This window comes from Stenotrophomonas sp. AGC87 (assembly GCF_057333975.1).
The window spans coordinates 86447-109913 of record NZ_JBHFHW010000021.1; the positions used below are offsets into that span (position 1 = coordinate 86447).

30 protein-coding genes and 1 pseudogene are annotated in these 23467 nt (G+C 63.7%); 29 read left to right on the plus strand and 2 right to left on the minus strand.

Annotation, left to right across the window (positions count from 1 at the left end):
• Window positions 1-222: 222 nt before the first annotated feature.
• On the minus strand, window positions 223-807 hold the full coding sequence (locus tag ACE026_RS08070) for a hypothetical protein (protein ID WP_486038629.1): 585 nt from the start codon (window positions 805-807) through the stop codon (window positions 223-225).
• Between the two features lie 454 nt (window positions 808-1261).
• Here ACE026_RS08070 and ACE026_RS08075 point away from each other — a divergent pair, with 454 nt between their 5' ends.
• The 18 genes and pseudogenes from ACE026_RS08075 (at window position 1262) to ACE026_RS08160 (ending at window position 12579) form a co-directional block, all read left to right on the plus strand.
• On the plus strand, window positions 1262-3700 hold the full coding sequence (locus ACE026_RS08075; RefSeq protein WP_486038630.1) for a DNA-directed RNA polymerase: 2439 nt from the start codon (window positions 1262-1264) through the stop codon (window positions 3698-3700).
• Window positions 3701-3741: 41 nt separating this feature from the next.
• Entirely contained in the window at window positions 3742-3882 is a 141-nt protein-coding gene (locus ACE026_RS08080) for a hypothetical protein (RefSeq protein WP_319623736.1), read from the plus strand.
• Between the two features lie 11 nt (window positions 3883-3893).
• On the plus strand, window positions 3894-4166 hold the full coding sequence (locus ACE026_RS08085; protein ID WP_319623737.1) for a hypothetical protein: 273 nt from the start codon (window positions 3894-3896) through the stop codon (window positions 4164-4166).
• Window positions 4163-4309: a hypothetical protein gene (locus tag ACE026_RS08090; protein WP_483006943.1), complete on the plus strand. Its 147-nt coding sequence runs from the start codon at window positions 4163-4165 to the stop codon at window positions 4307-4309. Before ACE026_RS08085 ends, ACE026_RS08090 begins: the two co-directional genes overlap by 4 nt.
• 8 nt (window positions 4310-4317) lie before the next feature.
• A complete protein-coding gene (locus ACE026_RS08095) occupies window positions 4318-4992 on the plus strand; it encodes a hypothetical protein (protein ID WP_486038631.1) in 675 nt (224 codons plus the stop codon).
• On the plus strand, window positions 4976-5413 hold the full coding sequence (locus ACE026_RS08100; RefSeq protein ID WP_486038632.1) for a RusA family crossover junction endodeoxyribonuclease: 438 nt from the start codon (window positions 4976-4978) through the stop codon (window positions 5411-5413). The genes ACE026_RS08095 and ACE026_RS08100 overlap by 17 nt, the downstream gene beginning before the upstream one ends.
• Entirely contained in the window at window positions 5413-5775 is a 363-nt protein-coding gene (locus ACE026_RS08105) for an N-acetylmuramoyl-L-alanine amidase (protein ID WP_486038633.1), read from the plus strand. The genes ACE026_RS08100 and ACE026_RS08105 overlap by 1 nt, the downstream gene beginning before the upstream one ends.
• Before the next feature lie 8 nt (window positions 5776-5783).
• Complete coding sequence (locus ACE026_RS08110) at window positions 5784-6170, plus strand: helix-turn-helix domain-containing protein (RefSeq protein WP_486038634.1); 387 nt, start codon at window positions 5784-5786, stop codon at window positions 6168-6170.
• The gene (locus ACE026_RS08115; RefSeq protein WP_319623743.1) at window positions 6167-6349 is read left to right on the plus strand and encodes a hypothetical protein; all 183 of its coding nucleotides are present in this window, start codon (window positions 6167-6169) and stop codon (window positions 6347-6349) included. The genes ACE026_RS08110 and ACE026_RS08115 overlap by 4 nt, the downstream gene beginning before the upstream one ends.
• Window positions 6336-6443 (plus strand): annotated as a pseudogene (locus tag ACE026_RS08120) (primase-helicase zinc-binding domain-containing protein); the annotation flags it as partial. The gene ACE026_RS08115 and the pseudogene ACE026_RS08120, both read left to right, overlap by 14 nt.
• Window positions 6444-6515: 72 nt before the next feature.
• A complete protein-coding gene (locus ACE026_RS08125; protein ID WP_486038670.1) occupies window positions 6516-7985 on the plus strand; it encodes a toprim domain-containing protein in 1470 nt (489 codons plus the stop codon).
• Between the two features lie 165 nt (window positions 7986-8150).
• Complete coding sequence (locus ACE026_RS08130; RefSeq protein ID WP_319623745.1) at window positions 8151-8402, plus strand: hypothetical protein; 252 nt, start codon at window positions 8151-8153, stop codon at window positions 8400-8402.
• A gap of 10 nt (window positions 8403-8412) precedes the next feature.
• Window positions 8413-9051 carry a Gabija anti-defense Gad2 family protein gene (locus ACE026_RS08135; protein ID WP_486038635.1) on the plus strand — a complete coding sequence of 213 codons (639 nt, stop codon included), beginning with the start codon at window positions 8413-8415 and terminating at the stop codon, window positions 9049-9051.
• Window positions 9052-9063: 12 nt separating this feature from the next.
• Window positions 9064-10899: a DNA polymerase gene (locus ACE026_RS08140; RefSeq protein ID WP_486038636.1), complete on the plus strand. Its 1836-nt coding sequence runs from the start codon at window positions 9064-9066 to the stop codon at window positions 10897-10899.
• Between the two features lie 83 nt (window positions 10900-10982).
• Window positions 10983-11219, plus strand: a complete 237-nt coding sequence (locus ACE026_RS08145; RefSeq protein WP_486038637.1) for a hypothetical protein — start codon at window positions 10983-10985, stop codon at window positions 11217-11219.
• A gap of 1 nt (window position 11220) precedes the next feature.
• Window positions 11221-11562, plus strand: coding sequence for a hypothetical protein (locus tag ACE026_RS08150; protein WP_486038638.1), 342 nt, complete (start codon window positions 11221-11223; stop codon window positions 11560-11562).
• 55 nt (window positions 11563-11617) lie between these two features.
• On the plus strand, window positions 11618-11743 hold the full coding sequence (locus ACE026_RS08155) for a hypothetical protein (protein ID WP_483006947.1): 126 nt from the start codon (window positions 11618-11620) through the stop codon (window positions 11741-11743).
• Complete coding sequence (locus tag ACE026_RS08160) at window positions 11740-12579, plus strand: phage exonuclease (protein WP_483006948.1); 840 nt, start codon at window positions 11740-11742, stop codon at window positions 12577-12579. The genes ACE026_RS08155 and ACE026_RS08160 overlap by 4 nt, the downstream gene beginning before the upstream one ends.
• Window positions 12580-12581: 2 nt before the next feature.
• Here the strand turns inward: ACE026_RS08160 and ACE026_RS08165 are convergent, their stop codons facing one another.
• Entirely contained in the window at window positions 12582-13040 is a 459-nt protein-coding gene (locus ACE026_RS08165; RefSeq protein WP_319623752.1) for a hypothetical protein, read from the minus strand.
• 84 nt (window positions 13041-13124) lie between these two features.
• Here ACE026_RS08165 and ACE026_RS08170 point away from each other — a divergent pair, with 84 nt between their 5' ends.
• From ACE026_RS08170 to ACE026_RS08220, 11 genes are all read left to right on the plus strand, one after another.
• Window positions 13125-13661 carry a deoxynucleotide monophosphate kinase family protein gene (locus ACE026_RS08170; protein WP_483006950.1) on the plus strand — a complete coding sequence of 179 codons (537 nt, stop codon included), beginning with the start codon at window positions 13125-13127 and terminating at the stop codon, window positions 13659-13661.
• 69 nt (window positions 13662-13730) lie between these two features.
• Window positions 13731-13910: a hypothetical protein gene (locus ACE026_RS08175; protein WP_319623754.1), complete on the plus strand. Its 180-nt coding sequence runs from the start codon at window positions 13731-13733 to the stop codon at window positions 13908-13910.
• A gap of 160 nt (window positions 13911-14070) precedes the next feature.
• The gene (locus tag ACE026_RS08180; RefSeq protein ID WP_483006952.1) at window positions 14071-15630 is read left to right on the plus strand and encodes a portal protein; all 1560 of its coding nucleotides are present in this window, start codon (window positions 14071-14073) and stop codon (window positions 15628-15630) included.
• A gap of 7 nt (window positions 15631-15637) precedes the next feature.
• A complete protein-coding gene (locus tag ACE026_RS08185; protein ID WP_319623756.1) occupies window positions 15638-15784 on the plus strand; it encodes a hypothetical protein in 147 nt (48 codons plus the stop codon).
• Entirely contained in the window at window positions 15784-16536 is a 753-nt protein-coding gene (locus tag ACE026_RS08190) for a capsid assembly protein (RefSeq protein WP_486038639.1), read from the plus strand. The genes ACE026_RS08185 and ACE026_RS08190 overlap by 1 nt, the downstream gene beginning before the upstream one ends.
• A gap of 30 nt (window positions 16537-16566) precedes the next feature.
• Window positions 16567-17517, plus strand: coding sequence for a major capsid protein (locus tag ACE026_RS08195; RefSeq protein WP_319623758.1), 951 nt, complete (start codon window positions 16567-16569; stop codon window positions 17515-17517).
• 119 nt (window positions 17518-17636) lie between these two features.
• A complete protein-coding gene (locus ACE026_RS08200) occupies window positions 17637-18227 on the plus strand; it encodes a hypothetical protein (protein WP_483006954.1) in 591 nt (196 codons plus the stop codon).
• A complete protein-coding gene (locus ACE026_RS08205; protein ID WP_486038640.1) occupies window positions 18227-20353 on the plus strand; it encodes a phage nozzle protein in 2127 nt (708 codons plus the stop codon). Before ACE026_RS08200 ends, ACE026_RS08205 begins: the two co-directional genes overlap by 1 nt.
• Window positions 20350-20820: a hypothetical protein gene (locus ACE026_RS08210; protein ID WP_486038641.1), complete on the plus strand. Its 471-nt coding sequence runs from the start codon at window positions 20350-20352 to the stop codon at window positions 20818-20820. The genes ACE026_RS08205 and ACE026_RS08210 overlap by 4 nt, the downstream gene beginning before the upstream one ends.
• Window positions 20805-21251 (plus strand): virion core protein, T7 gp14 family, encoded by a 447-nt coding sequence (locus ACE026_RS08215; RefSeq protein WP_319623762.1) that lies wholly within the window; start codon window positions 20805-20807, stop codon window positions 21249-21251. The genes ACE026_RS08210 and ACE026_RS08215 overlap by 16 nt, the downstream gene beginning before the upstream one ends.
• A 2-nt stretch (window positions 21252-21253) precedes the next feature.
• Complete coding sequence (locus ACE026_RS08220; RefSeq protein WP_486038642.1) at window positions 21254-23467, plus strand: hypothetical protein; 2214 nt, start codon at window positions 21254-21256, stop codon at window positions 23465-23467.

The window sequence follows — 23467 nt, forward strand, 5'->3', positions numbered from 1 at the left end:
GACGCGCATGCCCGCCGCAGCCCTGTAGTTTCGCCGATATCGGCCAGCGCCGCCAGCACGGGCCGGGAGCGTCACGGCAGCCCCTGCCCCAGCATGTGGCCGTCTCCCCGGTTGCGGACGTGCACATGGTCATGGTGTCGGCCAAAAAGCCGGGCACTGGTGTGAAAACGCGGAACTACCCGTTCAGGTTGGCCGTGCGGCGTGAAGCCGTTCCAACCACCTCTAGTGAGCGAGGGAGTGCAGCAGCCTGGTCCGCCGCGCGCTCGGCTTGTGATGCATCGCCACCGTGCGCGCCAGATCCGGGCTGAAACACTGAATCAGTTCCAGGGTATCCCGGATACACCTGTCGATACGCGGACCGCGTCCACCCAGCAATGCTCGGGCCAAGGCGGGCACCACGGCTGCCAGCAACTCCTGATCCTCGTACACCGCGGACGCCAGCGCCTGAAGGGCATGAGCCTGTCGAAGATTGTGGGGCTCGTTGGTCGCGAGCGCCACAAGTTGGCGGACGCACTTTCCAGCTGATCCAGCACCAGCCTTCACGAGGCCCCTGATCGGCCAAGAAGACACCGTCACGATGCGATTGATCTCATCCTGCTCCAGAGCGACAGCCAGCGCGGATTCGAGAACGCGCTCCTGCCCACTGCCCGACATGTGTTCAGCCACTATCGACAATGCCTGACAGCGGTACCAGGGGTGTTTGATCGCCCACGCTATGCGCAGGGCCTGATCAACATCGTGGGGCGCAAGCTTTTCCGCGCGAGCGCGTCCAGCCACATCCTCACGAGTGATCTCCATCTCACTCATCACCGATCCCATTCAATCCCAAGGCAGGACACCCGGGAATCATGCATATCGCCCAACACTGGCGTGCGCGCCCTTGGTGGGCACTGGTGCGAAAGGGGGGACTCGAACCCCCACGCCTTGCGGCACTGGAACCTAAATCCCGACACCCCACCCCAAATATCTAAACGCGTCAGTGGTTTAGGCATCGACACAGTAACAGGTGACGCCGCGGGTGACATACAGGTGACGCCAAGTGCCGCGGCAGGTGACACCAGGTGACGCGGAATAAAGTCGTCATCATCGGCGGGCCTCCCCCTAAGACAACACATTCAGAACCTGCTCATTGCTGTTCACCAACAAGGACATCTACAGTTCAACCTAGGTCCACCCAGGACCAACAAATGATGACCCAAGGACCGTACCGGCGACCCCGGTGCGGTCCTTCTCTTTTGACTTTTGCATCCCCCGAGGGCAAATGATGACGACTTGGCAAGACAACGAACTGCACGCGGCCCAGCTTCAACTGGAGAAAGAAAGCACCTCGCTGGGCATCGCCCGGTACGAGAAGATCAAGGAGCAGCGCCAGCAGGCCGAGACCGGCCCAGGCCGCAAGCTCGTGATGGAAAGTCTGGACGCCACCGCCAAGGCCATCGCGGCCTTCGTGGCCGAAGCCGACACCGGCAAGCCAGGCAAGCGCCACGCCGCCCTCAAGTTCGTCCGCCACCTTGACCCGTTGGCCCTCGCCTATCTGACCTCCTTCACATGCGTCAATGCGCTGGTCGCTGACCACCGCAAGGCCGTGTCCGTGGCGATCACGCTGGGGCACGAGGTCGCCAACGAGATCAACTTCACCCTCCTCCGCCAGAAGCACCCCGGCCTGTACCGGGTCGTCCAGGAACAGCTCAAGAAGTCCACCTCCTCCCGTCACTCGACGGCGGTCATGCGCCACGTCGTGCAGGAGGCCAAGTGGGAACCCGATGACGAACCCCGGCTGACCCTGGCCGACAAGGACGCCCTGCTGGTCGGCATGAAGCTGATCGAGCTGTTCGTCGAGGCGACCGGGCTGATCGAGCTGGTCACCGTGACCGAGCGCAGCAAGCGCCACCTGTTGATCGCGGGTAATCAAGCGATCCTCGACTGGCTGACCAAGGCCCACGACAGCGCGGCGCTGTACCAGCCGGTCCTGATGCCGATGGTCGTCCCGCCCCGTCCCTGGACCACCCCGCGCGACGGCGGCTACCTGACGGACATCGGCGGCCGTGCCGACCTGGTCCGCACGCGCAACCGCGCCTATAAGCGCGAGCTGGCGCTGGTGGATATGCCCAACGTCTACCAGGCCGTCAACGCGATCCAGGCGACGCCGTGGAAGGTGAACCGCGGCGTCCTGGAGGTCATGCGCGAACTCTGGAACGCAGGGGGCGGCGTCGCTGACCTCCCCGAGCGGGAGCTGGCAACCCTGCCGGACCGCCCGGCGATGCTGGACACCGACCCGGACTACTACAAGGAGCATCACGCCGACGAGTTCAAGGAGTGGAAGCGCGGGCGCGCCAAGGTCTACGAGGCCAACGCTCGCTCGGTCTCCACCCGCCTCGCCTGCGCTCAGAAGCTCGCCCTGGCCGAGAAGTTCGTGGACTACCCGGCGATCTACTTCCCGCACAACCTGGACTTCCGAGGCCGGGTGTACCCCTTGCCGCCCACCCTCACGCCACAGGGCGACGACGCCGCAAAGGCTCTGCTGCACTTCGCGGAAGGCGTGCCGCTGGGCGAAGACGGTGCATTCTGGCTGGCGGTCCACCTCGCTAACTGCTTTGGAGTGGACAAGGTCTCCTTTGAGGAGCGCGTGCAGTGGGTACGTGACCACGAGGAGCAAATCCTCGACAGCGCTCTCGACCCGCTGGACGGCCAGCGCTTTTGGATTGACGCGGACAGCCCCTTCTGCGCGCTGGCTGCGTGCTTCGAGTGGCTGGGCTACACGCTGAACGGTCGTGACCACGTCTCGCACATCCAGGTCGCGCTGGACGGCTCCTGCAACGGCTTGCAGAACTTCTCGGCGATGCTGCGGGATTCCGTGGGCGGCGCTGCGACGAACCTGGTGCCCCAGATCAAGCCCGCCGACATCTATACCCGCGTCCGGGACGTAGCCCAGGCCAAGCTGGAAGCCCGTGCGGCCGAAGGCGACGTCATTGCCATCAAGCTCGACGGCCAGCTCACCCGCGACATCGTCAAGCAGCCCGTGATGACCCTCCCCTACGGCGTCACCAAGTCGGGTATGCGGTCCCAGGTTCTCGCCAAGATGAAAAAGCTGGGCATGGGCGACGATTGGGAAACCGCCGAGTACCTAGCGGCGCTCCTGTGGGAGTGTATCGGCGAGGTCGTGATCGCCGCCCGCGCTGCGATGGATTGGCTGCGCGATGCGTCTAAGGTGGCCTCCTCGGCCGACCTGCCCGTCTGCTGGACGACCCCTGCCGGTTTCCCGGTCCTCCAGGAGTACCGAGAGGAGGAAGGCGTCCGCATCAATCCGCACGTCGGGGGGCGCAAGGTTAATTTAGTCGTCAACATCGGCGGTACTAAGCTCGACCGTCGCCGCCAGACCCTCGGAATCAGCCCGAACTTCGTCCACTCCTGCGATGCGAGCCACCTGATGCTCACCACCTGCCTCGCGGCAGAGAACGGCATCACCTCCTTCGCAATGATCCACGACTCCTACGGAACCCATGCCGGTCGCTCCGCGATCATGGCTGCGGCGCTCCGACAGGCTTTCGTCGATCAATACAACGGCGACGTACTGGCCGACTTCCGACAACAACTCATCGACCAGCTCCCGCCCGAAGCGGCCGAGCAACTACCCGTGCTTCCCCCGAGCGGTGACCTGGACCTGAGCCTGGTCCTGGATTCCGCGTACTTCTTTGCCTAGTTCATCCCCTTTTGGCAAGTGATCCCACACGAGAGACACACATGAGCATCAACTATCAGTCTGCCCTGAACACCTACGTCGCCCAAGACGCCTACGGCGTCGTCCTCGGCATCTACGACCCGGCGAAGCACGGGACCGTCGAAGAGTTCAAGCACGCCATGACGGCAGAGTTCACCGCCTGATGCGTGAGCGCGTGACCGACGCGCTGCACAGCCAGACCGCCGAGAGCGCCGCAACAGGCGCTTTCGTCGTTTTGGACGCAGTGCAGCACCTGGGTTCCCCGGCGCGACAACTCATCGGCCTGGGCTGCGCCATGCGGGTCATCTGCGACACGTTGGGCTTCGACCCGAACGAAATCTTCCGTGTGGTCTCCCGCATGGAACAGGACTGCCAGTACCGGCAAGTCAACACCCTTTCGGCGGTCAAGCGGTACGCCGAGGGCGAACTGCGAAAGCTCATCCCGTGAGCCGCGACCCCGTCATCGACGCCTACATCGACGCGCTCTTGCTCGAAGGCGACATCCACGAAGCCGTCTACGGCAGCACTCCTCTCGATGTCGAGACGGACCTGCTGCGCGAAGGCGTGTTCATCAACCCCCTCAACGACTAAGGAACCCCATGAGCAACCAGAAGCGCACCCGTATCGTCTCCCCGGCCGGCATCGCGGTATGGCCGCGCCTGAACGAGCCGGACACCAAGTTCAAGCAGGAAGGCGAGTACACCGTCAGCCTGGCCTACGACGGTGACGACAAAGCGTGCAACAAGCTGATCGCCGACCTGGAAAAGCTGCGCGACGAAGAGTTCGCCAAGTGGCTGTCGGAGAACCCGAAGAAGAAGAAGACCGCCGAAGTCGCCCCGGTGTTCACCGATGAGGTGGACGAGGAAGGCGACGAGACTGGCCGCAAGATTCTCAAGTTCAAGATGCGCGCCTCGGGCGTCTCCAAGAAGACCGGCAAGCACTTCACCATGAAGCCGGACATCTTCGATGCCAAGGGCCACAAGATGCCGAATCCGCCGAAGAGCGGCGGCGGCAGCGAACTCAAGGTCTCCTTCGAGGTCGGCGGCTTCTTCGTGGAGTCGGCCAAGAAGTTCTACCTGACCCTGCGCATGGTCGCGGTGCAGGTGATTGACCTGGTCGAGTTCGGCTCGCGCAAGGCTGGCGACTACGGCTTCGGCGAAGAAGAAGGCTACGAAGCCGACGACGAAGCCCAGGCACCGAAGTCGGACTTCTCCGACACCGACGACAGCACCGAAGCTGGCGACGACGCGGAAGGCGATGACGGCGACTACTGATCCGCTGGCGTCGGTAGTAGGCATTGCGAAGGAGGCCCGATTGCGGGCCTCCGTCGTTTTCCCCTTCAACCCTGTGCCCGCCTCACGTCCCCGCGTATCGCGCTGGGGCGTCTTCTACGCCAAGACCTACAAGACCTGGAAGCAACTGGCCGAGGAGCATCTGGCCCCAGGCGACACCGGCATTGGCCGGGCCGATGGGGTTTTAGTCGTCATCATCGCGGTAGCCAAGCGCGCCAAGACATCGAAGGCCACCTTCGTGAACGGCGACGTGGACAACTTCGCCAAGGGACCGATGGACGTTATCACCAAAGCCACGGGCTATTGGGGTGACGACAAACAAGTCAACTGGCTGCTGTCCGGCAAGCGCTTCGCCGAACCCGGCGAGGAACCGCGAACCGAGGTTCACATCTACACCACCTGATGCGACTGAAACCGCTCACCTCGGTGGACACGCTGTACGTCGCTGCAAGCATGAGTCGCCCCGAGCAGATCACCACGGGCGACGAGCTGGCACGAGTCCACCGCAATCAGGGCTACTCCAAGGTCGCCTGCCATTTCGTCATCGAACGGGACGGCGAGCTGTACCTGGGCCGCCCTTTGACCCTCCCCGGCGCACTCGCCGGAAAGCTCAACCAATCCGCATACCAGGTCTGCATGTTGGGCGGCGTCGATGACGCCATGAATCCCACAGACAACTTCACTCCTGCCCAGCGCGAAACGCTCGGCCGACTGATCGCTCAGTTCGGCCACCCCGTCGTGTGGGCACCCGACTTCCCTAACTAGGAGTTCCGATGAAAACGCTGTCCCCGCAATGCCGCACCGTCCTCGACTACCTGCGCACGCACACCCACATCACCCCGTGGCAGGCCGAAGGCGTCTTCCGTATCCGCCGCCTGGCCTCCCGCATCGACGAGCTGCGCGCTGCCGGTTACGCGATCCAGAAGTCCACGCAGGAAGACGCGAGTGGACAGCGTTACACCCGGTATTCGCTGACCAAGGAACAGCGCCGCGCAAAGCGGCCCCTGCTGGCCCCGCGCCAGGCTCCCGCGCAGTTCCGCATCGACAAGGTGCTGAACGCCTACCGCGACTACTGCCGCACCGAACTCGACCTATACGACGGTGACCTCGACACCGAGGTCACGGCCTTCCGCACCTTCCTGGAGAACCACGCAGCATGAACCAGACCACCACCGTCATCCCGTCCGTCATGCGCCTGGCCTTCGAGGCTTCCGTCAAGGGCGACGTCACCGCTGCCCGCAAGTCGGGCAACTACCAGCGCGTCAAGAGCGGCCTGAACCGCCGCCTGGGCGTCTCCTACCGCAAGCGCATGTGGTCGGTGGAGCGTGCGGGGAAATAACCGGGACAACGACAGCGAGTTCTTGCAGCACATCCCCTGCGAGAACTGTGGCAGCTCCGACGCCAATTCGCTCTACACGGACGGGCATCAATTCTGCTTCGCCTGTGACGCATACGTCCCCTCTGACGAGGAGGGGGCGAGACCCCAGCAACCCCGCAGGACCACCATGACCGACTTTGCGCGTGGCGAACCGGCCGCGCTCAAGAAGCGTGGCCTGACCGAAGAAGCGTGCCGCAAGTACAGCTATTGGCTCGGCACCGATAAGCACGGCAAGACCGTGCAGATTGCGACCTACCGCCGCGACGGCGAGATCGTCGCACAGAAACTCCGCTATCCCGACAAGAAGTTCTCCTTCATCGGCGACAGCAAGGGCTGCGGCCTGTACGGCCAGCACCTCTATCAGCCAGGCCGTCGCCTGGTCATCACCGAGGGCGAGATCGACGCGATCTCCGTGGCCCAGGCGCTTTCCCTCAAGTGGCCCGTGGTCTCCCTACCGAACGGCGCACAAGGCGCAGCCAAGTGCATCGCACGCGAGCTGGAGTGGGTCGAGGGCTTCGACGAAGTCGTCCTCATGTTCGATATGGACGAGCCGGGGCAGAAGGCCGCGCAAGAGGTGGCACTGATGCTCACGCCGGGCAAGGCCAAGATCGCCCAGCTCCCCGCCAAAGACCCGTCCGAGCTGCTGCAAAAGGGCGAGGCTGAGGCCATCGTCCATGCGATCTATCAGGCGCAGACCAAGCGCCCCGATGGCGTCGTGACGTTCGGCTCCCTCAAGGAGAAGGCCCTCACTGCGGTCACGATGGGTATGCCTTGGCACGACCCGCGCCTGACCGAGCTGACCTACGGAAAGCGGTATGGCGAGGTCTACACCTTCGGCGCAGGCACTGGGATCGGCAAAACCGATTGGCTGATGGAAGAAGCTGCGTTTATCGCGCAGGAGACCGGCGACCGCGTCGGCCTGTTCTTCCTGGAGCAACAGCCGGTGGAGACCGCAAAGCGCATGGCCGGTAAGGTCGGCGGCAAGCGGTTCCACGTCCCCGATGGCACTTGGACGCAGGACGAACTCGTTGCTGCGTTCGAGATCCTGGACCAAGGCCAGGTGTTCGTATACGACCACTTCGGTTCGACCGATTGGGACGTGATCGAGCAGAAGATGGGCCATATGGCCGTCGCCGAGGGCGTCAAGCACATCGTGCTGGACAACCTGACCTCGTTCGCCGCGGGTGCGGAGGACGAACGCAAGATGCTCGAAGACACGATGGCGAAGATCGCTCAGTTCGCGCAGCGCCACCTCGTGTGCATCTACCTGGTATCCCACCTCGCCACCCCGGAAGGAAAGCCGCACGAAGAAGGCGGGCGCGTGATGCTGCGCCACTTCAAGGGCAGTCGGGCAATCGGCTTCTGGACGCACTTCGCCTTCGGCCTAGAGCGGAACACCCAGGCCGAGAACGAGGCCGAACGCAACTGCACCACCTTCCGCGTCCTCAAGGACCGCTTCACCGGCCAGTCGAACGGCAAGGTCCTGCACTACACGTATGACCACGCGACCGGCCGCCTCATCAACAGCGAGGAACCGTCGTTCGACGACGACCTCCCATTCCGAGACGAAACCGGTGTACGGAACTCCGACTACTGACGGCCGAACGGTCGTCGGCTTCATCCCCGAAGACGCCCCGCTCTCGTTCGCCGAGGGCCTGGTATTGCCCTACCAACTTCCCCGTTCCGACCAAGCCTGCCGCGTCATGTACGGCAAGCCAGGTCGCCGCATCGCTATCCAAATCAAAGCTGAGGAGCTACCGCAATGAAGGAACTGATCGCCCTGTTCACCACCGTCGTCACCGCCCCGTTCCGCCGCAAGGACACCGTCGAGGCCCTGGTCTCGAACATGGAAGGCCAGGTTGACCGCCTGCTGACCGTGGCCCAGCGCGAGCTGCGCGATGCCGAGGCCCAGCGTGAACGCGCCAACGCAGCCGTCACCAAGGCACAGGCCCACGAAGAAGAGGCCCGCCGCGCCGAGCGCGTCGCCAGCCGCATCACCAGCCTGATCCGCTAAGGGGAACTCTATGACCGCCGAGCAGCACGCTCGGTCCCTGTTCGACGTGTTGCCGGTACAAGTCCGCCACCTGGTTGTCCTGGGTGGCGGAAGCCTGCGCGCGTTCTACGACGGGACCGCCATCAAGGACATCGACTGTTTCTTCAAGAGCTGCGCCGACTTCTACCGTGCGTCGTTCGAGCTGAGTGCCGAGCCGGGCTGGGTAAGCGAGGAAGCACCGAGCGGAATCAAGAACTTCCGCTCACCGTGCGGCAAGCTCGTCAGCCTGATCGGCTTCGAGTTCGGCACTCCCGACGAACACTGCGCGCGCTTCGACCTCCGCTGCTGCGCCCATGTGGCTGTCTGCCTCGGCGAACAAGTCGTCGTGGTGTCCGACCCGGAAGCCATCGCGGACGCATCCGCGAAGCTGGTGTTCATCCTCAACAACAACGGTACCGAGCGGACGATCCGCCGCATCACTCACTACGTCGAGGACTACGGCTACACCCTCCATCCGGACCAGCCGGAACAGGATGACGCCGAGGACGAGTACCCCGGCCATGCGCCGCAGGGCGGCAACCTCCCGCCGAAAGCCCCCGAGCCGGAATACATCGTCCGCGCCCGTCGCCGCGTTCGCGCGATCCCCGTCACCAACCACGGCTACCCGTAAGGAGGCAGGTCGTTGCTCACGTTCGACTGTGAAACTGACGGCCTCCTCGACCAGCTCACCACGATTCACTGTATCTCCCTCCAGGAAGTAGACGAGGCCGGGCAACCGCTCGGCCCCGTTCTTTCGGCCAACGACCACGGCACGGGCGAACTGACGATCCGTGAAGCAATCGAGAGGCTGCAAAACGCTGACCGCGTTGTCGGTCACAACATCGCCGGGTTTGACATCCCGGCAATCGCCAAGGTCTACCCCGGCTTCAAGGTCAGGGCGTACTACGACACGCTGCTGATCTCCACGCTGATCTACCCGGACCTCAAGGACCGCGACTTCAAGGCACGCAAGAAGCAGGGTGCGAACCCGGTGCTGCCAGGCAAGATGATCGGCCGCCACTCCCTCGAAGCCTGGGGATACCGCCTAGGCGAGTGGAAGGGCGACTACTCGCAGATGATGAAGGACCGCGGGCTTGACCCGTGGGCACAGTGGTCTCAGGAAATGGACGACTACTGCGACCAGGACGTCGTGGTGACCACGAAGCTGCTGGCGTTGCTGCTGTCCAAGGGACTGCCCAAGGAAGCCATCGAACTTGAGCAGGCGGTTGCGCCGATCCTCTCTCGCCAACAGCGCTGGGGCTACCTGTTCAACCAGGAGAAAGCCCGTGAGCTGGAGAAGGTCCTTGTGGTCCGCCGCGCACTGCTGGGCGACCAGCTCCGCGAAGTGATCCCGCCCTGGAAGGTTGTGAAGAAGCGCTTTATCCCTAAGCGCGACGACAGGCGCCGAGGCTACGTGAAGGGCTTGGAGGCAGTGGTCTACAAGGAGGTCGTGTTCAATCCGGCCTCCCGTGCCCACATCGCCGACCGCCTGACTGCGCTCTATGGCTGGCGACCGGTCGAGTACACCGAGAAGGGCCAGGTCAAGATCGACGAAGACGTGCTGGCACCACTCAAGTACCCGATCATCCCGCTCCTGCTGGAATACTTCATCGTCAACAAGCGTCTCGGCCAGCTCGCAGAGGGCGACGAGGCGTGGCTCAAGGCCGTGAAGAAGAACGGCCGAATCCACGGCAACGTGAACCAGAACGCAGCGGTCACCGGCCGCATGACGCACTCGAAGCCGAACATCGCCCAGGTGCCCAAGTGCGGCGTGCCCTACGGGTCGGAATGTCGTGAGCTGTTCACCGTACCGAAGGGCAAGCGTCAGGTAGGCGCGGACGCCAGTGGCCTCGAACTGCGGTGCCTCGCGCACTTCATGGCACGTCACGATGGCGGCGAGTACGCCAAAGTGATCCTCGAAGGCGACATCCACTCGGTGAACCAGACCGCCGCAGGCCTGCCCACCCGCGACAATGCCAAGACCTTCATCTACGCCTTCCTCTACGGGGCAGGCGACGCGAAGCTCGGCAGCATCGTGAGTAAGGGCCGTGCGGTCGGCGGCCAACTCCGGGCCAAGTTCCTCAAGGGACTCCCGGCGCTGGAGAAGCTGGTTAAAGGGGTGAAGAAGCGTGCATCCGAGGTCGGCTACCTGATTGGCCTCGACGGACGGAAGCTACACATCCGCAGCGACCATGCCGCGCTGAACACCCTCCTGCAGTCGGCCGGTGCGCTCGTCATGAAGAAGGCACTGGTGATCCTCGACGCCGACCTGCAATCCGCAGGGATGGTGCCGGGCGTCCACTACGAGTTCCTGGCGAACATCCACGATGAGTGGCAGATCGAAGTGGACGAGGACAAAGCCGAGTTCGTCGGCAAGACCGCCCAGGCCGCCATCCGCAAAGCTGGTGACTACTTCGGGTTCCGCTGTCCGCTCGATGGCGAATACAAGGTGGGAGCGAATTGGGCCGAAACGCACTGACCCGTGGGAAACGGGAAGTCGCGCTCTCGCTCGTTCGACAGGCCAAACGCCGGGCAGTACGCAAGGACCTCCCCTTCGACCTCGTGGCCGAAGACCTGCTGGTCCCCGACTACTGCCCGGCCTTGGGCATCCCGCTGTTCCGCGCTGCGGGCCGCAAAGCACAAGGCCCGAACTCACCCACCCTTGACCGCATCGTTCCCGACCTCGGCTACGTCCGAGGCAACGTTCGTGTCATTTCCGCGCGCGCCAACCAGATCAAGAGCGATGCCACCCCGGCCGAGCTGCTGCGCGTCGCGTGCTATTACCAGGAAAACCAATGACGTGACCCCTGCAACCATCCTCCGCGGCATCGGCATCCTCCTGCTGATCGCTGCGCTGGGTGCTGGTGCCTACGCAGTCCACACCTACCGCTCCGCAATGGAGCGCGTCAGCAAGCTCGAAGAAACCGCCGAGCAGTTCGACGAACTCAAGCAGTCGGTCGCCACCTTGAATCGGGAGGCCATCCGACGCGCCACCCTCGACCAAGCAATCCGGGACGCACGCAATCGCGTGGACCGTTCCGTGGAGACCGCACGCAATGAAGAACCTGCTGTTCGCGCTTATCTCGATGAGCGCATTCCTGACGGGCTGCGCGACGCACACCTCGGTGCGCGCAAACCCTGAGCAGTTCCTCCAGCCCACCGTGATCGAAGGGACGCACAAGTCCCTCGACGCGATCATGGCTGACCCCACCACCACAACCTACGACCTCTACCGCTTCGGTGGGAACGCTGAGGACGGCCTCCTGCGGTGCAACGCCGACAAGGTCAGCGCCCGCGAAGTCCTCAAGGAGATCGAGAAGTGAAGCGAGAGAGCGACAAGTCCCCCACCCTCATCATCGACGCGGACGTCTTGCGCTACCAGCTCGCGTTCTCCAACACCGCGAACATCGACTGGAATGGCGACGGCAACACCGTCGAGGCGATCCAGCCCGAGCGCGCCAAAGTGAAGCTCGACGAGTTCATTGAGGACCTACTGGAGAAGTTCGGCACGACCAAGTACGTCTTGGCCCTGTCCTGCAAGAAACACAACTTCCGCAAGGACGTGAAGTCAGACTACAAGGCCAACCGCAGCGAGAAACCGAAACCCGCCCTGTGGCACATCCTGGACGAGTTCGTCTACCGGGAGTACGCAGACAAGATCGTCGAGATCGAGAATCTGGAAGGCGACGACATCCTGGGCCTGCTGATGACGCACCCGCGTCCGAAGCGCTGCCCTGGCAGCCGGATCATGGTGTCCATCGACAAGGACATGCAGACGATCCCCGGTCGCCTCTACAACCCGAACAAGCCTGACCTCGGTACGCGAACGATCAGCGTGCATGACGCCAACCTCTTCTGGATGAAGCAGACGCTCACGGGCGACACCGTCGATCACTACACGGGATTCCCCGGCATCGGCCACAAGCTCGCCGACGAGCTGCTGATGCCCATCCACGAGGCCCACCTGGACGAGACCCCCGAGGTCCACCTGGCCGCCCTGTGGGACGCCGTCAAGACCGCCTACACCACCCGCATCCCGCGCGGAGGAGACAAGCCGCTGACCGTCAAGGATGCCGTCATTCAAGCCCGCCTCGCGCGAATCCTGCGCTACGGCGACTACAACCCGAAGAAAGGGGTGGTCAACCTCTGGACGCCGTAAATCTAGCCGACAGGCATAAATAGGTCATTGTCTTCAACGAACTCGAAGAAGATGTTGAAGTGGACAAGCTCCAAGTACGCCTTGTCTATCTCCCTTTCCTGCCGATTGTGAGACCGGTTGCCTGTGACGGTTACCCATAGGTGATGCTCGGCCAGGATGGCGTGCGCGATTCGGTTGCGCGACTCGGTCATGTGTTCAAGTCCGTACAAGATGTCAGGCCGCACGCCCTTACTTTTTAACCGCTTCCGCAGAATGCCTAGTGGCAACGCTTCGACCTCGTCGAAGTCCTCGCCGAACTTGTCCACGAGAACTCGCTTGGCTCCCATTTCGAGGAGCTGCGCGTTTGCCATGAACATCCCGAACTTCTCAAGGAAGTTCAACTCGTTATAGCCCTCTGTGCGCCTGTCGAACTCAGCATCGACCCAATCTGGCTTAGACGGCATCTGACCTTCGTCGGCCATGCAGCAGCTCCATTCGCATTAAGTCTTCAAATCATAGCCCCCAAAGGCCCGCCGAGCGCGGGCCTTTTCTTTTCTGGAGTCCCCATGAAGATCATCGGAATCACGGGCCTGGCCCGCAGCGGCAAGGACACCCTGGCCGACTACCTGGTCAACGACCACGGTTTCATCAAGCTGTCCTTCGCGGCCCCGATCCGGGCCTTCGTGGCGGACATCACCGGCTTCCCGCTGTCGGCGATGGAAGACGGCCCCGAGAAGGAGCAGCCCCTCGACTGGCTGGACGGCCAGACCCCGCGCCACCTGATGCAGACCGTGGGTACCGAATGGGGCCGCAACATGATCGACCGCGACCTGTGGATCAAGGTCGTGGAACAGAAGATTCGCCAGGCCCGCCGCGAAGGCGCGACCGGCGTGGTCGTTTCGGACGTCCGCTTCGACAACGAGGCCGACTTCATCCACGACTGGCACGGCGGAGCAGTGGTCAAGGTCGAGCGCCGGGGCGCAGTGAAGGTGGGTGCCCATGCCTCCGAGAACGGCGTATCCGCCGCCTTGGTGGACGTGGTCGTGGACAACAACGGCCCCCTCCACAATCTCCGTTCCTGGGCTGCTGCCCTGGCTGAATAAGCCGGGGTTTTAGTCGTCATCATCGGGGGAAACGCAAGTTTCCCAACCTTAGTTCTACTTAGGACACCTATGGACATCCCGCTCCACTCCTACGAACTGATCGACCGCCTCGACGAGCTGTACCCCGAGGCGATCTACAACCCGAAGGACTGCCGCGAGGAGTTCCTTCTCCGCCAAGGCGAGCGCCGCCTGATCCTGAAACTCAAGGAACTGCGGCTCGTCGAAATCAAGGAACGCAACCGCCGCTAAATGTGCAGTAAGCCCAAGATGCCGGATGCGGAGGAGAAAGACCCCGTCCTCCTCACCCGCCAGGACACCCAGCCGACAGGGCAGGCAGCAGCCGCCCGTCGTCGGACCAAGGTGCGCCTTGACCTGAACGACTCAACCTACTCCGGACTGACCATTCCGAATGGCGAATGAGCAGTCCTCGGCCGATGAAGTAACGGCCGCGAAGCGCTACGCCGACCTCAAGACCAACCGAAAGGAAGCCGAGACCCGCGCCAAGCGCTGCGCTAAGGTCACCCTCCCCCGCCTGTGGGTGGACGAGGGTGCCAAGAACCGCTCGCCCGGCTCCGCCTACATCGATACTGGCCCGAAGTGCGTCAACGCGCTCGGCTCGAAGATCATGCTCTCGTGGCTCCCGCCGAACGCGGGCATCTTCAAGCTGTCCCCCGACCAAGCTGACACCGAGAACATCGCCGAGCAGGCTGGCGTGGAGACCTCCGAACTGGAGGCCGCGCTGGTGGACGTGGAGCGCCTGGTCATCAACGACCTGGAGACCAGCGGCATCCGCTCGGTTCTCTCCGAGGCCGCCAAGCACGCCATCGTCACCGGCAACTTCCTGCTGTATGACCCCGACGAGGGGAAGCCCAAGCTCTACCCGCTGACGTCCTTCGTCATCGATAAGGACGGCCTGGGCAATACCCTCGAAATGATTACCCTGGACAAGATCGCACCCGCGATGCTGCCCGAGGCGATCCGAGCTGCGGTCGTGCAAAAGCTCGCAACTGAGCGAGACGAGAAGACGAAGAACGACGACGTCAACCTCTACACCTGGATTCGCCGATCCGAAGACGGCCAGCAGTGGGAGGTTGTGCAGGAAGTGGAAGGCGTGGAGGTCCCTGAGACCTTCGGCACCTACCCCATCGACGCCTGCCCCTGGATTCCCGTGGCTGCGCCTCCGTCCCTCACGGACGACTACGGCGAGGGCCTGGTGTATGACTACGTCGGGGCGTTCGAGTCCCTGGAAGCGCTGCGCAGGGCCATCCGAAAGGGTGCCGCTGCGATGGCGAAGATCATCATGTTCCTCAAGCCGACCTCGGCCATCCGAGAGAAGCAGCTTGTCGAAGCCGAGTCCGGTGCCGTCCTCCGTGGCGACGCGGCTGACGTCTCGACGCTCCAGCTTGAGAAAGCCTACGACCTGAACTTTGTTCGCACCGAAGCCGACCAGCTCAAGCAATCGCTGGAGCTGATCTTTGGCGTGCGTTCCGCAGTGCAGCGCCCAGGCGAGCGGGTGACCGCATACGAGATCCGTGTGATGTCGCAGGAACTCGATGACTCCCTCGGTGGCTTCTATTCGATGTCCGCTGAACAACTACTGCTGCCGCTCATTCGCCGCCGCCTGGACAAGCTCCAGCGCGCCGGTCGTCTGCCGCAGCTCCCCACGGAACTCCTCAAGCCCCGCGTGACGGTCGGCATCGCAGCCCTCGGCCGTGGTCATGACCTGAACAAGCTGATGGAGTTCGGCGAAGCCGCCAAGGCTCTCGTCGGTGACCAAGAGGTCGCCCGCCGACTCAACTCTGGCGAAGCCATCGCCCGCCTCGCATCCGCCTCCGACATTTCCACGAAGGGCCTGATCCGCTCCGACGACGAACTCGCCGCCGAGCAGCAGGACGGTGCAATGCAGGAAGCAATGGTGCGCGCCGCACCCAACATCGCGTCCGCGATGACCCAACCACCCACTCAGTGAGAAGCACATGAGCGAACAGACCGACACCAAGGACCAGAAGCCCGCCAAGCAGCCCAAGGCTGAACCGGCCTTCGAGAAGAAGGGCAACATCGAGATCACCCGTAAGGCCAACGGCCTGGTGATCCGCAACGCCGTCGCCGCCGAGGCCGAGTAATGAGCCAGCCGGGCAAGTCCGAAACCATCGTGCAGATCGAAGGCCAGCCCGCAGCCAACCAGCAGCCGCCCGTACAGGGCGGCCCCGCTGACGGCGACGGTCGCCTCTTCGGCGGAAAGTTCGCCACCGTGGAAGAACTGGAAGCCGCCTTCGCGGCCACCCAACAGCCGGCCGACGACAAGGGCGGCAACGGTGACACCTCGACCCTGACTGTCGAGGACACCACCGAAGACGACGCTCGTGATGCGTTGTCGAAAGCAGGTCTCAACCTGGACTCGTTCGCCGAGGAGTTCAACTCCGCTGGCGCACTGTCCGCCGAGTCCTACGAGAAGCTGGCGCAGGCCGGTTATCCGAAGGAGCTGGTGGACGTCTATGTCGAGGGCCTGGGCGCTCGCCGCGCGAACTATGAGAACTCCGTGTTCTCCGCCGCTGGTGGTGCCGATCAGTACAAGGGTCTGGTCCAGTGGGCCAGGACCAACCTCAACGCCGAGCAGAAGCGCGCCTTCAACGAGGCGGTTACCTCCGGCGACTCCGGCCGCGCTGCACTGGCCGTCCAAGGCATCGTTGCTCTCCGTGGCGGTAATGGCCGCCTGATCGCGGGCAAGACCGCACCGAACGCCGACAGCGGCGTCAAGCCGTTCCTGTCGCAAGCCCAGGTCACCGACGCGATGCGCGATCCGCGCTACCGCCGCGACCCGGCGTACCGCAAGGAGGTCTCTGACCGCCTGCGTGTCAGCGCCCTGTTCCGCTAATAACCCTCTCCATTCAAACCAAGGAATTACATGAGCAACGCGAATCCGTCCCGCATCGGTCAGGTCCAGGCAACGGGCGATGATTGGGCACTGTTCAAGCAGAACTACACCGCCGAAGTCATCACCAGCTACGTCGAGAACTACAAGCTCGAAGGCCGCGTGACCAACCGCAACATCGACAGCGGCAAGTCGGCGTCGTTCCCGAACATGGGCACCATCGGCTCCGAGTACCACGTTCCGGGCACCGAGATCAACGGCATGATCGTCGAACACAACGAGACGATCCTGACGCTCGACCCGATGCTGATCTCGCACGCCTTCATCGCCAACATCGACGAAGCGATGAACCACTACGACGTGCGTTCCGAGTACACCCGCCAGCAGGGCCTGGAACTGGCGCAGAAGCGAATGCTGAACGAGCTGCGCTGCGCCATCCGTGCCGCGCGCATCACCGAAGGCAAGGTCGAAGGCCAGCCGGGCGGTGCCGTGATCTCGGCCGCGACTCTGGCCTCCGACCCGAGCGTGCTGGCCGACGCCTTCCGTCAGGCACGCATGATCTTCGACGAGAAGCTGCTGCCGGACAACACCAACGAGTTCACCGGCGCGCTGTCCCCGGCTCAGTGGTATCTGCTGACCGAGAACAAGGACCTGATCGACCGCGACATCAACCCGGAATCGAACGGCTCCTACGGCCAGGCGACCATCGCCTCCATCGCCCGCATTCCGCTGGTGAAGATCAACTCGATGCCGAAGGCCAACGAAGCTGCTGCGCCGAAGGTGCTGGCGAAGTACCGCGGCGACTACAGCAACACCGTGGGCGTGATCTTCCATCGCTCGGCGGTGGGCACGCTCAAGCTGCTGGACCTGGCCCTGGAAGACGTTTACCAGGGCGAGAAGCAGGGCACCCTGATGCTGGCGAAGTACGCGCTGGGTCACGGTGAACTCGACCCGCGCGGTGCCATCGAGCTGTCGAAGGCCTAATCCGCAACACGCCCGCCACGCCTCTGCACGCAAGCGCAAATCGGCGGGCCTTCTCTCTCCACCTACGGGGGACATCCATTCACGGGTGTCCCCCGTTTTTTTGCCCGGAACCTACCCACATGGCAATGGAACTTACCCCGACGACCACCCTAGAGGCCGTCAACGAAATGCTCGGCGCAATCGGCGAAACCCCGATCAGCGACCTGGAAGCACTCGGCAACGTAGACGCTTCCATCGCCTTCGACACCCTCCGCGCTGTCAGCCGTGAGGTGCAGACGAAGGGCTGGTGGTTCAACGAGCAGGACACCTACACGTTCACCCTGGACGCCGAGGGCCGCGTATTGCCGCCCGCGTCGATCCTCAAGATGACTCCGGTTCGCGGCGGCACCCCTCTGGTTGTCCGAGGAACCCGCGTCATCAACCCCCGCACTGGCGAGGACAAATTCTCCGCGGCACCGACCGCCACCAACATCGTGTGGCATCTGGACTTCGAGGACCTTCCCGAGTCCGCCCGCCGCTACATCGCAATCCGCGCAGCCCGCATCTTCCAGACCAAGCAGCTCGGCAGTGACCAGCTATACGTCTTCAACGAGGACCACGAGCGGGAGGCATTCGAGATTTTCGGGCTTGAACACGCCGACTTCGTCTACGCGCGCGGCCACAACTTCCTGTCCGGTTCGTCGGACGTTTCTGACATTTGGGACGTCTGATGCCTCTGGTCTCCGGAACCTATCCAACTTTCCTCGGCGGCACCTCGCAGCAGGACGACACAGTCCGTTCGCCGTCACAGCTCTCCGAGGCGGTTAACGCCTGGATGCACGCGGCAATGGGCGCGGGCAAGCGCCCGCCCGCAGAGTTCGTAGGCAACCTGCGCGCCGACCTCAACCCCGATTCTCACTTCCACTCCATCGTCCGAGACGATACCGAGCGCTACATCGTAGTCGTCGGTCATCGCTCGGTACGAGTGTTCGACCACGAGACGGCCTACGAGTACACCGTGAACGTCACAGGGGCCGCGCTGGACTACCTGGACACCCAGGGCCAGCGCCCGTGGTCGGTGTTCTCGACCTGTACCTACGCCGACACCACCTTCATCGTGAACCGCCTGGTCTCGGTGAAGCTGTCGGACGAGCTGTCGCCCGGAACCTTGGTCGGCTCCGTGCAGACGATGTCTGACCTGCCGAGCGGCAAAGACGCAGCGACGGTGCCGACAGGTGCCATCTACAACGTCATCGGCTCCGACCTCTCAGAGTTCGACGACTACTACGTGCAGAAGCAGTCGGAGAAGGTCTACCTCGAAGTAGCCAAGCCCGGCATCAAGCACCGGTTTGACTCGAAGACGATGCCGCTGATCCTCAAGCGCATCCCTGACCCCATCCACGCGGACGGCTTCTGGTTCTCCCTCGGTGCCCCCGAGTGGACCGCGCGTCTCTCCGGCGATCAGGACTCGAACCCGCCGCCCTCCCTGGACGGCCAGCGCATCCGCGACGTGTTCCTCCACCGGGAGCGCCTCGGCTTCCTCTCCACGGAGAACGTGCTGCTGTCCGAGGTCACCGACCCGTACAACCTGTGGCGTACCTCGGTCACCCAGGTCCTCGACAGTGATCCCATCGACACCGCGGTCGTGACCAACGGAGTGACGACGCTCTACCACGCGGTTCCCTTCAAGTCGTCGCTGTTCCTCGCGGCGGCAGGCGGCCAGCACATGCTCACCGCCGAGCCGTACATGGCATCCAAGTACGTCAAGTCCGACCCCGTCAACTCCTACAGTTCCTCCCCCTGGGTAAAGCCGAAGCTGATGGGCGAGTCGCTGTATTCCGTCGATGACGAAGGCAAGTACGCCACGATCCGGGAATACTTCATGGACGACACCGAGGTCACCGGCGACGCCGCCGACGTGACCGCGCATGTCCCGCGCTACATTCCTGGCCGCATCCGCGCGCTCGCCACGGGCGACCAGGCGGACGCCGTGTTCGTCGCCCTGGACAACCCCCGTGAATCACAGGTCTACGCCTACTTCGTGCGATGGGCTGGCGACGAGAAGCAGCAGTCCTCGTGGACTCGCTGGACGATCTCGGCAGTCGGCCGCGTGGTCCATATGCACTGCATTGCGGACACCCTGTATGTGGTTGCCGCTTCCCCTGCAGGCGGGTGTGAGCTGCTGCGGTTCAACCTGGCGCTGAACCAGGAAGATGCCGACGTCACCGCCGACTACACCTACCTCATGGATCGCATGACGGTGGTTCAGCCCTCCTACCAAGCGTTCGGCAACCAGACCTGGATCGACCTGCCCTTCATCGTGGATGAGGGCATGACCGTCACCGTCCTCAAGACGGACGATTGGGAAGACCCAGGTGCTTACCTGGAGCTGCCCGCAGGCACGTCGTGGGCGAACGGCGGCACGCGCTTGGTCCTTCCAGGCAACCACGCGCAAGGCCGCGTCGTCGTCGGTATGAACTACGAGCATCGGCTCACGTTGACTCGTCCGCTGATGCGCTCCGACGACAAGCAGGCCGTTCTGATCGGACGCCTCCAAGTGCGCGACATCGAAGTCGCTTACAAGGACGCGGCCTACTTCGAGGTCGAAGTGGAAAGCAAAGGCACTGGCCGCCGCGAGACCTTCCTGGCCGCGCACAGCGGTGCTTACACCGCCCGTGTCCTCAACGACTCCGCATTCCGCACCTCGTCCCCTACGTTCCACTCCGGGTCGCGTCGCTTCCCCGTGCTGTCCAACGCGGAAGCCTGTCGCATCCACCTCGTCAACCGTCTGCCGTTCCAGTGCTGGTTCCAGTCTGCACAGTGGCGCGGCATGTTTGTCACTCGAAGCCGCCTATGACCCTGACCTATCGACGCCCCACCTCCGACGACATCGCCTTCGTCGCTGACCACATGCGACAGGACGATGTCCTGGAGGTGGCGGCGTCGCATGGGCACACCCCTCTCCAGGCGCTCGTATACGCCATCACCGAGAGCGACCGCTGCTATGCGGCGGTCCACGACGGCATCGTGCTGTGCATCTTCGGATACGCCCGTTTCGACGGTGCTGCTGGTGTATGGCTGCTGGGCACCGACTACCTGGTGTCCCCCAAGTCCCGCCGTGTCTTCCTCAAGGAGACGCTGCGCATCACCGACCGGTGGGCGGGCAAGTTCACCTTCCTTTTCAACTTCGTCGATGCGCAGGCTGCAACGACCCTGCGCTGGCTCCGCTGGCTGGGGTTCCGCGAGGTCTGCACCTTCGACGAATTCGGTGCCGCCAAGGTGCCGTTCGTCCTCGTGGAGAAACACGCATGTGTAACCCGGTAGCCGTACAGATCGGCATCGCCGCTGTCGGCGCGATGACGACCATGTATCAGACCAACCAGAACAACAAGGCCACCGAGGAGCTGGCCCAGCGACAGCAGGATCAAGTGAATGATGCTGCTGCCGAGAAGACGCAGGCCCGCATGGAAGAGGCACGCGCCATGCGCGCCTCCTTCCGCGCCGCTGCTGCCGAGTCCGCCGTCTCCGGCAACTCGGTCTCGATCATCGCAAACGACATCATGGGCCAGGCTGGCCGTGACATCGCCCTCATCGACAAGAACCGCCGCAACGGAATCATCGCCTCCGGCGAGGAGAGCCGTGCGCGCATCCGATCCAACAACGCCGAGGCGCTTGGTGGTGTCGCCCAGGCAGGCATGAGCGCCTACGGGAACATCGCCGACTACAAGCGCCTCTCGATCCCTGACGGAGATTAAGCATGGCCCGTGGCCGCTCTCAGATCACCCGACGCACCGACGTCGTCGGGCGTAACAGCGAAGCACCGGCGCTTGCCGTCCAGACGGACCTTGGCGTAGCCCGTGGTGCCGGTGCGCTTACCGGAACGGCCGCGGCCGTCCTCGGCCGGGTAGCCAACATGGCTGGCCGACAAGCTGCGCTCGGTGCGCAGAAGAAGGCCAAGGAAGACACCACTGCGGGCCAGTCGGCGCGCATGGAAGAAGACCTGGCCGGAACCCCCCGCCAAGCGGCGGAGGCCCTGGCCGCTCAGTCCGAACCCTGGCGGCGCGGATACCTCAAGACCGATGGTGCGCTCCGCATCCGGGACTGGCAGGTCGAAGCGAGCAAGCAGCTCGCCAAGGCCGAGCCGGGTTCAGACATCGAGCCTGCCCTCCGCACCTCCTTGGGCGAACTACTGGCTGCGCCCGAGTTTCAAGACCCCCAAGTCAAGCAAGCCTTGCTGCCCGCTGTAGGTCGTGCGGCCGATGCTGTGCGCCTCAAGTGGACTGAGGACTCCGTGAAGGAGACCTTTGCCCGGCAGGAAGAGTCGCTGACCGTCATTGCCCGCGAGGGGATGAAGGACGGCTCTCTGCTGGCCGAAGGCGGCATGAAGGCCCTGTACCAGAACCTCGACTCCGAGGAGTTTGCCTACCTCAACCGCGACGACGTGGACGCCATCGTGGCGCGCGCCGCCGTGGACCTGCTGGCGTCCGGCGAACGCGACCCCGCCGACATCGTGGGCTTCTTCGAGAAGCCGCGTGACGACGGTTCTCCTGGCCTGATGAACAGCCCCAAATACCAGGATGACCTCCAGCGCGCAGCCGCCGCTGGTGCGACCGTCATCAGAAAGCGCCAGGACGAAGCCCGCGATCAGGCAATGGCCGAGGCCGAGTGGTCCCTCCAGGACCTCGCGGACAAGGGCCGCCTGACGCACAAAGCCATCGACGGGTACGCCGAGAAGTTCGGCTTGTCGGGCGGCGACCTGATGCAATTCCGTCGTCATTGGAACACCCAGCAGGAGCAGACGCTCCGCCACTGGGAATCCGAGGCGAAGGAGCGCAACAAGGACGCAGCCCTCCGCGCGGCTATCGCAAGCGGCAACGCCTACTCGTTCTCCGACTCGGAGATTCGCAAAGCCGCAGGCAAGGAGTGGGATGCCACCCCGCAAGCACAACGCGGGGCGCTGATCCGCAAGTACGCCAACCTTGGCGTGCCGATCCCGCAGCTCTCCGCAATTCTCGACCGCGCCACCCCGAGCAACAAGCAAGCGTTCGAGGCTGCGACCACGCTGTACTCGCAGCTCCGTGCATTTGACCCGGTGTACGCCTCTCGTGTGGCCTCGGGCGACTCCGCTGGAATCCTGGAAGCCCACTACCGGAACACACGGGACATCGGCCTGTCGTTCGAGCAATCGGTCCAGACCTTCGGTCAGGGCAAGCGGCAGGCAGAGGAAGCCCGCCAGGTCGTCAGCGACGCCTGGAAGGACAAGATCAAGGAGTACCTGGAGACCGCCGATGGTCACCAGCGCAACCCACGCGAAATCCTCCGCATCCGCGAGGAGGCCGAACGGTTCGCTGCGATGAACTCGGGCGTCACCGGCGAGGACGCAATCCGTGCCGCCGTGGGTCGCCTTGACTCGCAGCACACGGTGGTCAACAACGCTCGCGTGCCGAACATCGGTATGCCCAAGGGTGCAGAGGAGGCTACCGAGGTGCTGCTAGGCAGCGTTGCGAAGAAGCTGGACCTGGACGTGGACGACCTCCGCGTTGTCCCGAATCCGCGCAACCCCGCTCAGTGGCAGGTGGTCGGCAAGGACGGCTACCCGCTGACCGATCCGGACACCAAGCGCGCCATCGGGTTCTCCCCGGCAATGATCGCTTCCGGGCACAAGCGCTGGGAGGGTGACTTGGCCGAATACCGCGCTCGGCACGCAGTCGAGCAACGCCAGGCTGCGGAGGCAAACTCCTTCGCCAACACCGCCCGCCGTATGCGCCAGCAGCGCTCCACCAGCAGCGATCAGCCAGTACCCGCTGTGATTGCCCGGCCAGGCCTCCCGGCGTCCGCCGTGGAGCAACAGAAGCCGGTGTGGACCGCCCCCGCGCTGGACGACCTGAGCAAGACGCTCGGAACCCCCGCCCCTACCAACGCAACCCCGGCAGTCCCCGAGGACTTTCTGGAGTACCTGACGAGGAAATAA

Bases quoted from the DNA above. Each gene is read 5' to 3' on its own strand.
- ACE026_RS08070 (WP_486038629.1), bottom strand. From the start codon at position 807: ATGAGTGAGATGGAGATCACTCGTGAGGATGTGGCTGGACGCGCTCGC.
- ACE026_RS08200 (WP_483006954.1), top strand. From the start codon at position 17,637: ATGGCAATGGAACTTACCCCGACGACCACCCTAGAGGCCGTCAACGAA.
- ACE026_RS08075 (WP_486038630.1), top strand. From the start codon at position 1,262: ATGATGACGACTTGGCAAGACAACGAACTGCACGCGGCCCAGCTTCAA.
- ACE026_RS08125 (WP_486038670.1), top strand. From the start codon at position 6,516: ATGACCGACTTTGCGCGTGGCGAACCGGCCGCGCTCAAGAAGCGTGGC.
- ACE026_RS08205 (WP_486038640.1), top strand. From the start codon at position 18,227: ATGCCTCTGGTCTCCGGAACCTATCCAACTTTCCTCGGCGGCACCTCG.
- ACE026_RS08105 (WP_486038633.1), top strand. From the start codon at position 5,413: ATGCGACTGAAACCGCTCACCTCGGTGGACACGCTGTACGTCGCTGCA.
- ACE026_RS08215 (WP_319623762.1), top strand. From the start codon at position 20,805: ATGTGTAACCCGGTAGCCGTACAGATCGGCATCGCCGCTGTCGGCGCG.
- ACE026_RS08080 (WP_319623736.1), top strand. From the start codon at position 3,742: ATGAGCATCAACTATCAGTCTGCCCTGAACACCTACGTCGCCCAAGAC.
- ACE026_RS08165 (WP_319623752.1), bottom strand. From the start codon at position 13,040: ATGGCCGACGAAGGTCAGATGCCGTCTAAGCCAGATTGGGTCGATGCT.
- ACE026_RS08190 (WP_486038639.1), top strand. From the start codon at position 15,784: ATGAGCCAGCCGGGCAAGTCCGAAACCATCGTGCAGATCGAAGGCCAG.
- ACE026_RS08155 (WP_483006947.1), top strand. From the start codon at position 11,618: ATGGCTGACCCCACCACCACAACCTACGACCTCTACCGCTTCGGTGGG.
- ACE026_RS08170 (WP_483006950.1), top strand. From the start codon at position 13,125: ATGAAGATCATCGGAATCACGGGCCTGGCCCGCAGCGGCAAGGACACC.
- ACE026_RS08100 (WP_486038632.1), top strand. From the start codon at position 4,976: ATGACGGCGACTACTGATCCGCTGGCGTCGGTAGTAGGCATTGCGAAG.
- ACE026_RS08180 (WP_483006952.1), top strand. From the start codon at position 14,071: ATGGCGAATGAGCAGTCCTCGGCCGATGAAGTAACGGCCGCGAAGCGC.
- ACE026_RS08135 (WP_486038635.1), top strand. From the start codon at position 8,413: ATGACCGCCGAGCAGCACGCTCGGTCCCTGTTCGACGTGTTGCCGGTA.
- ACE026_RS08095 (WP_486038631.1), top strand. From the start codon at position 4,318: ATGAGCAACCAGAAGCGCACCCGTATCGTCTCCCCGGCCGGCATCGCG.
- ACE026_RS08220 (WP_486038642.1), top strand. From the start codon at position 21,254: ATGGCCCGTGGCCGCTCTCAGATCACCCGACGCACCGACGTCGTCGGG.
- ACE026_RS08185 (WP_319623756.1), top strand. From the start codon at position 15,638: ATGAGCGAACAGACCGACACCAAGGACCAGAAGCCCGCCAAGCAGCCC.
- ACE026_RS08210 (WP_486038641.1), top strand. From the start codon at position 20,350: ATGACCCTGACCTATCGACGCCCCACCTCCGACGACATCGCCTTCGTC.
- ACE026_RS08110 (WP_486038634.1), top strand. From the start codon at position 5,784: ATGAAAACGCTGTCCCCGCAATGCCGCACCGTCCTCGACTACCTGCGC.
- ACE026_RS08130 (WP_319623745.1), top strand. From the start codon at position 8,151: ATGAAGGAACTGATCGCCCTGTTCACCACCGTCGTCACCGCCCCGTTC.
- ACE026_RS08195 (WP_319623758.1), top strand. From the start codon at position 16,567: ATGAGCAACGCGAATCCGTCCCGCATCGGTCAGGTCCAGGCAACGGGC.
- ACE026_RS08115 (WP_319623743.1), top strand. From the start codon at position 6,167: ATGAACCAGACCACCACCGTCATCCCGTCCGTCATGCGCCTGGCCTTC.
- ACE026_RS08175 (WP_319623754.1), top strand. From the start codon at position 13,731: ATGGACATCCCGCTCCACTCCTACGAACTGATCGACCGCCTCGACGAG.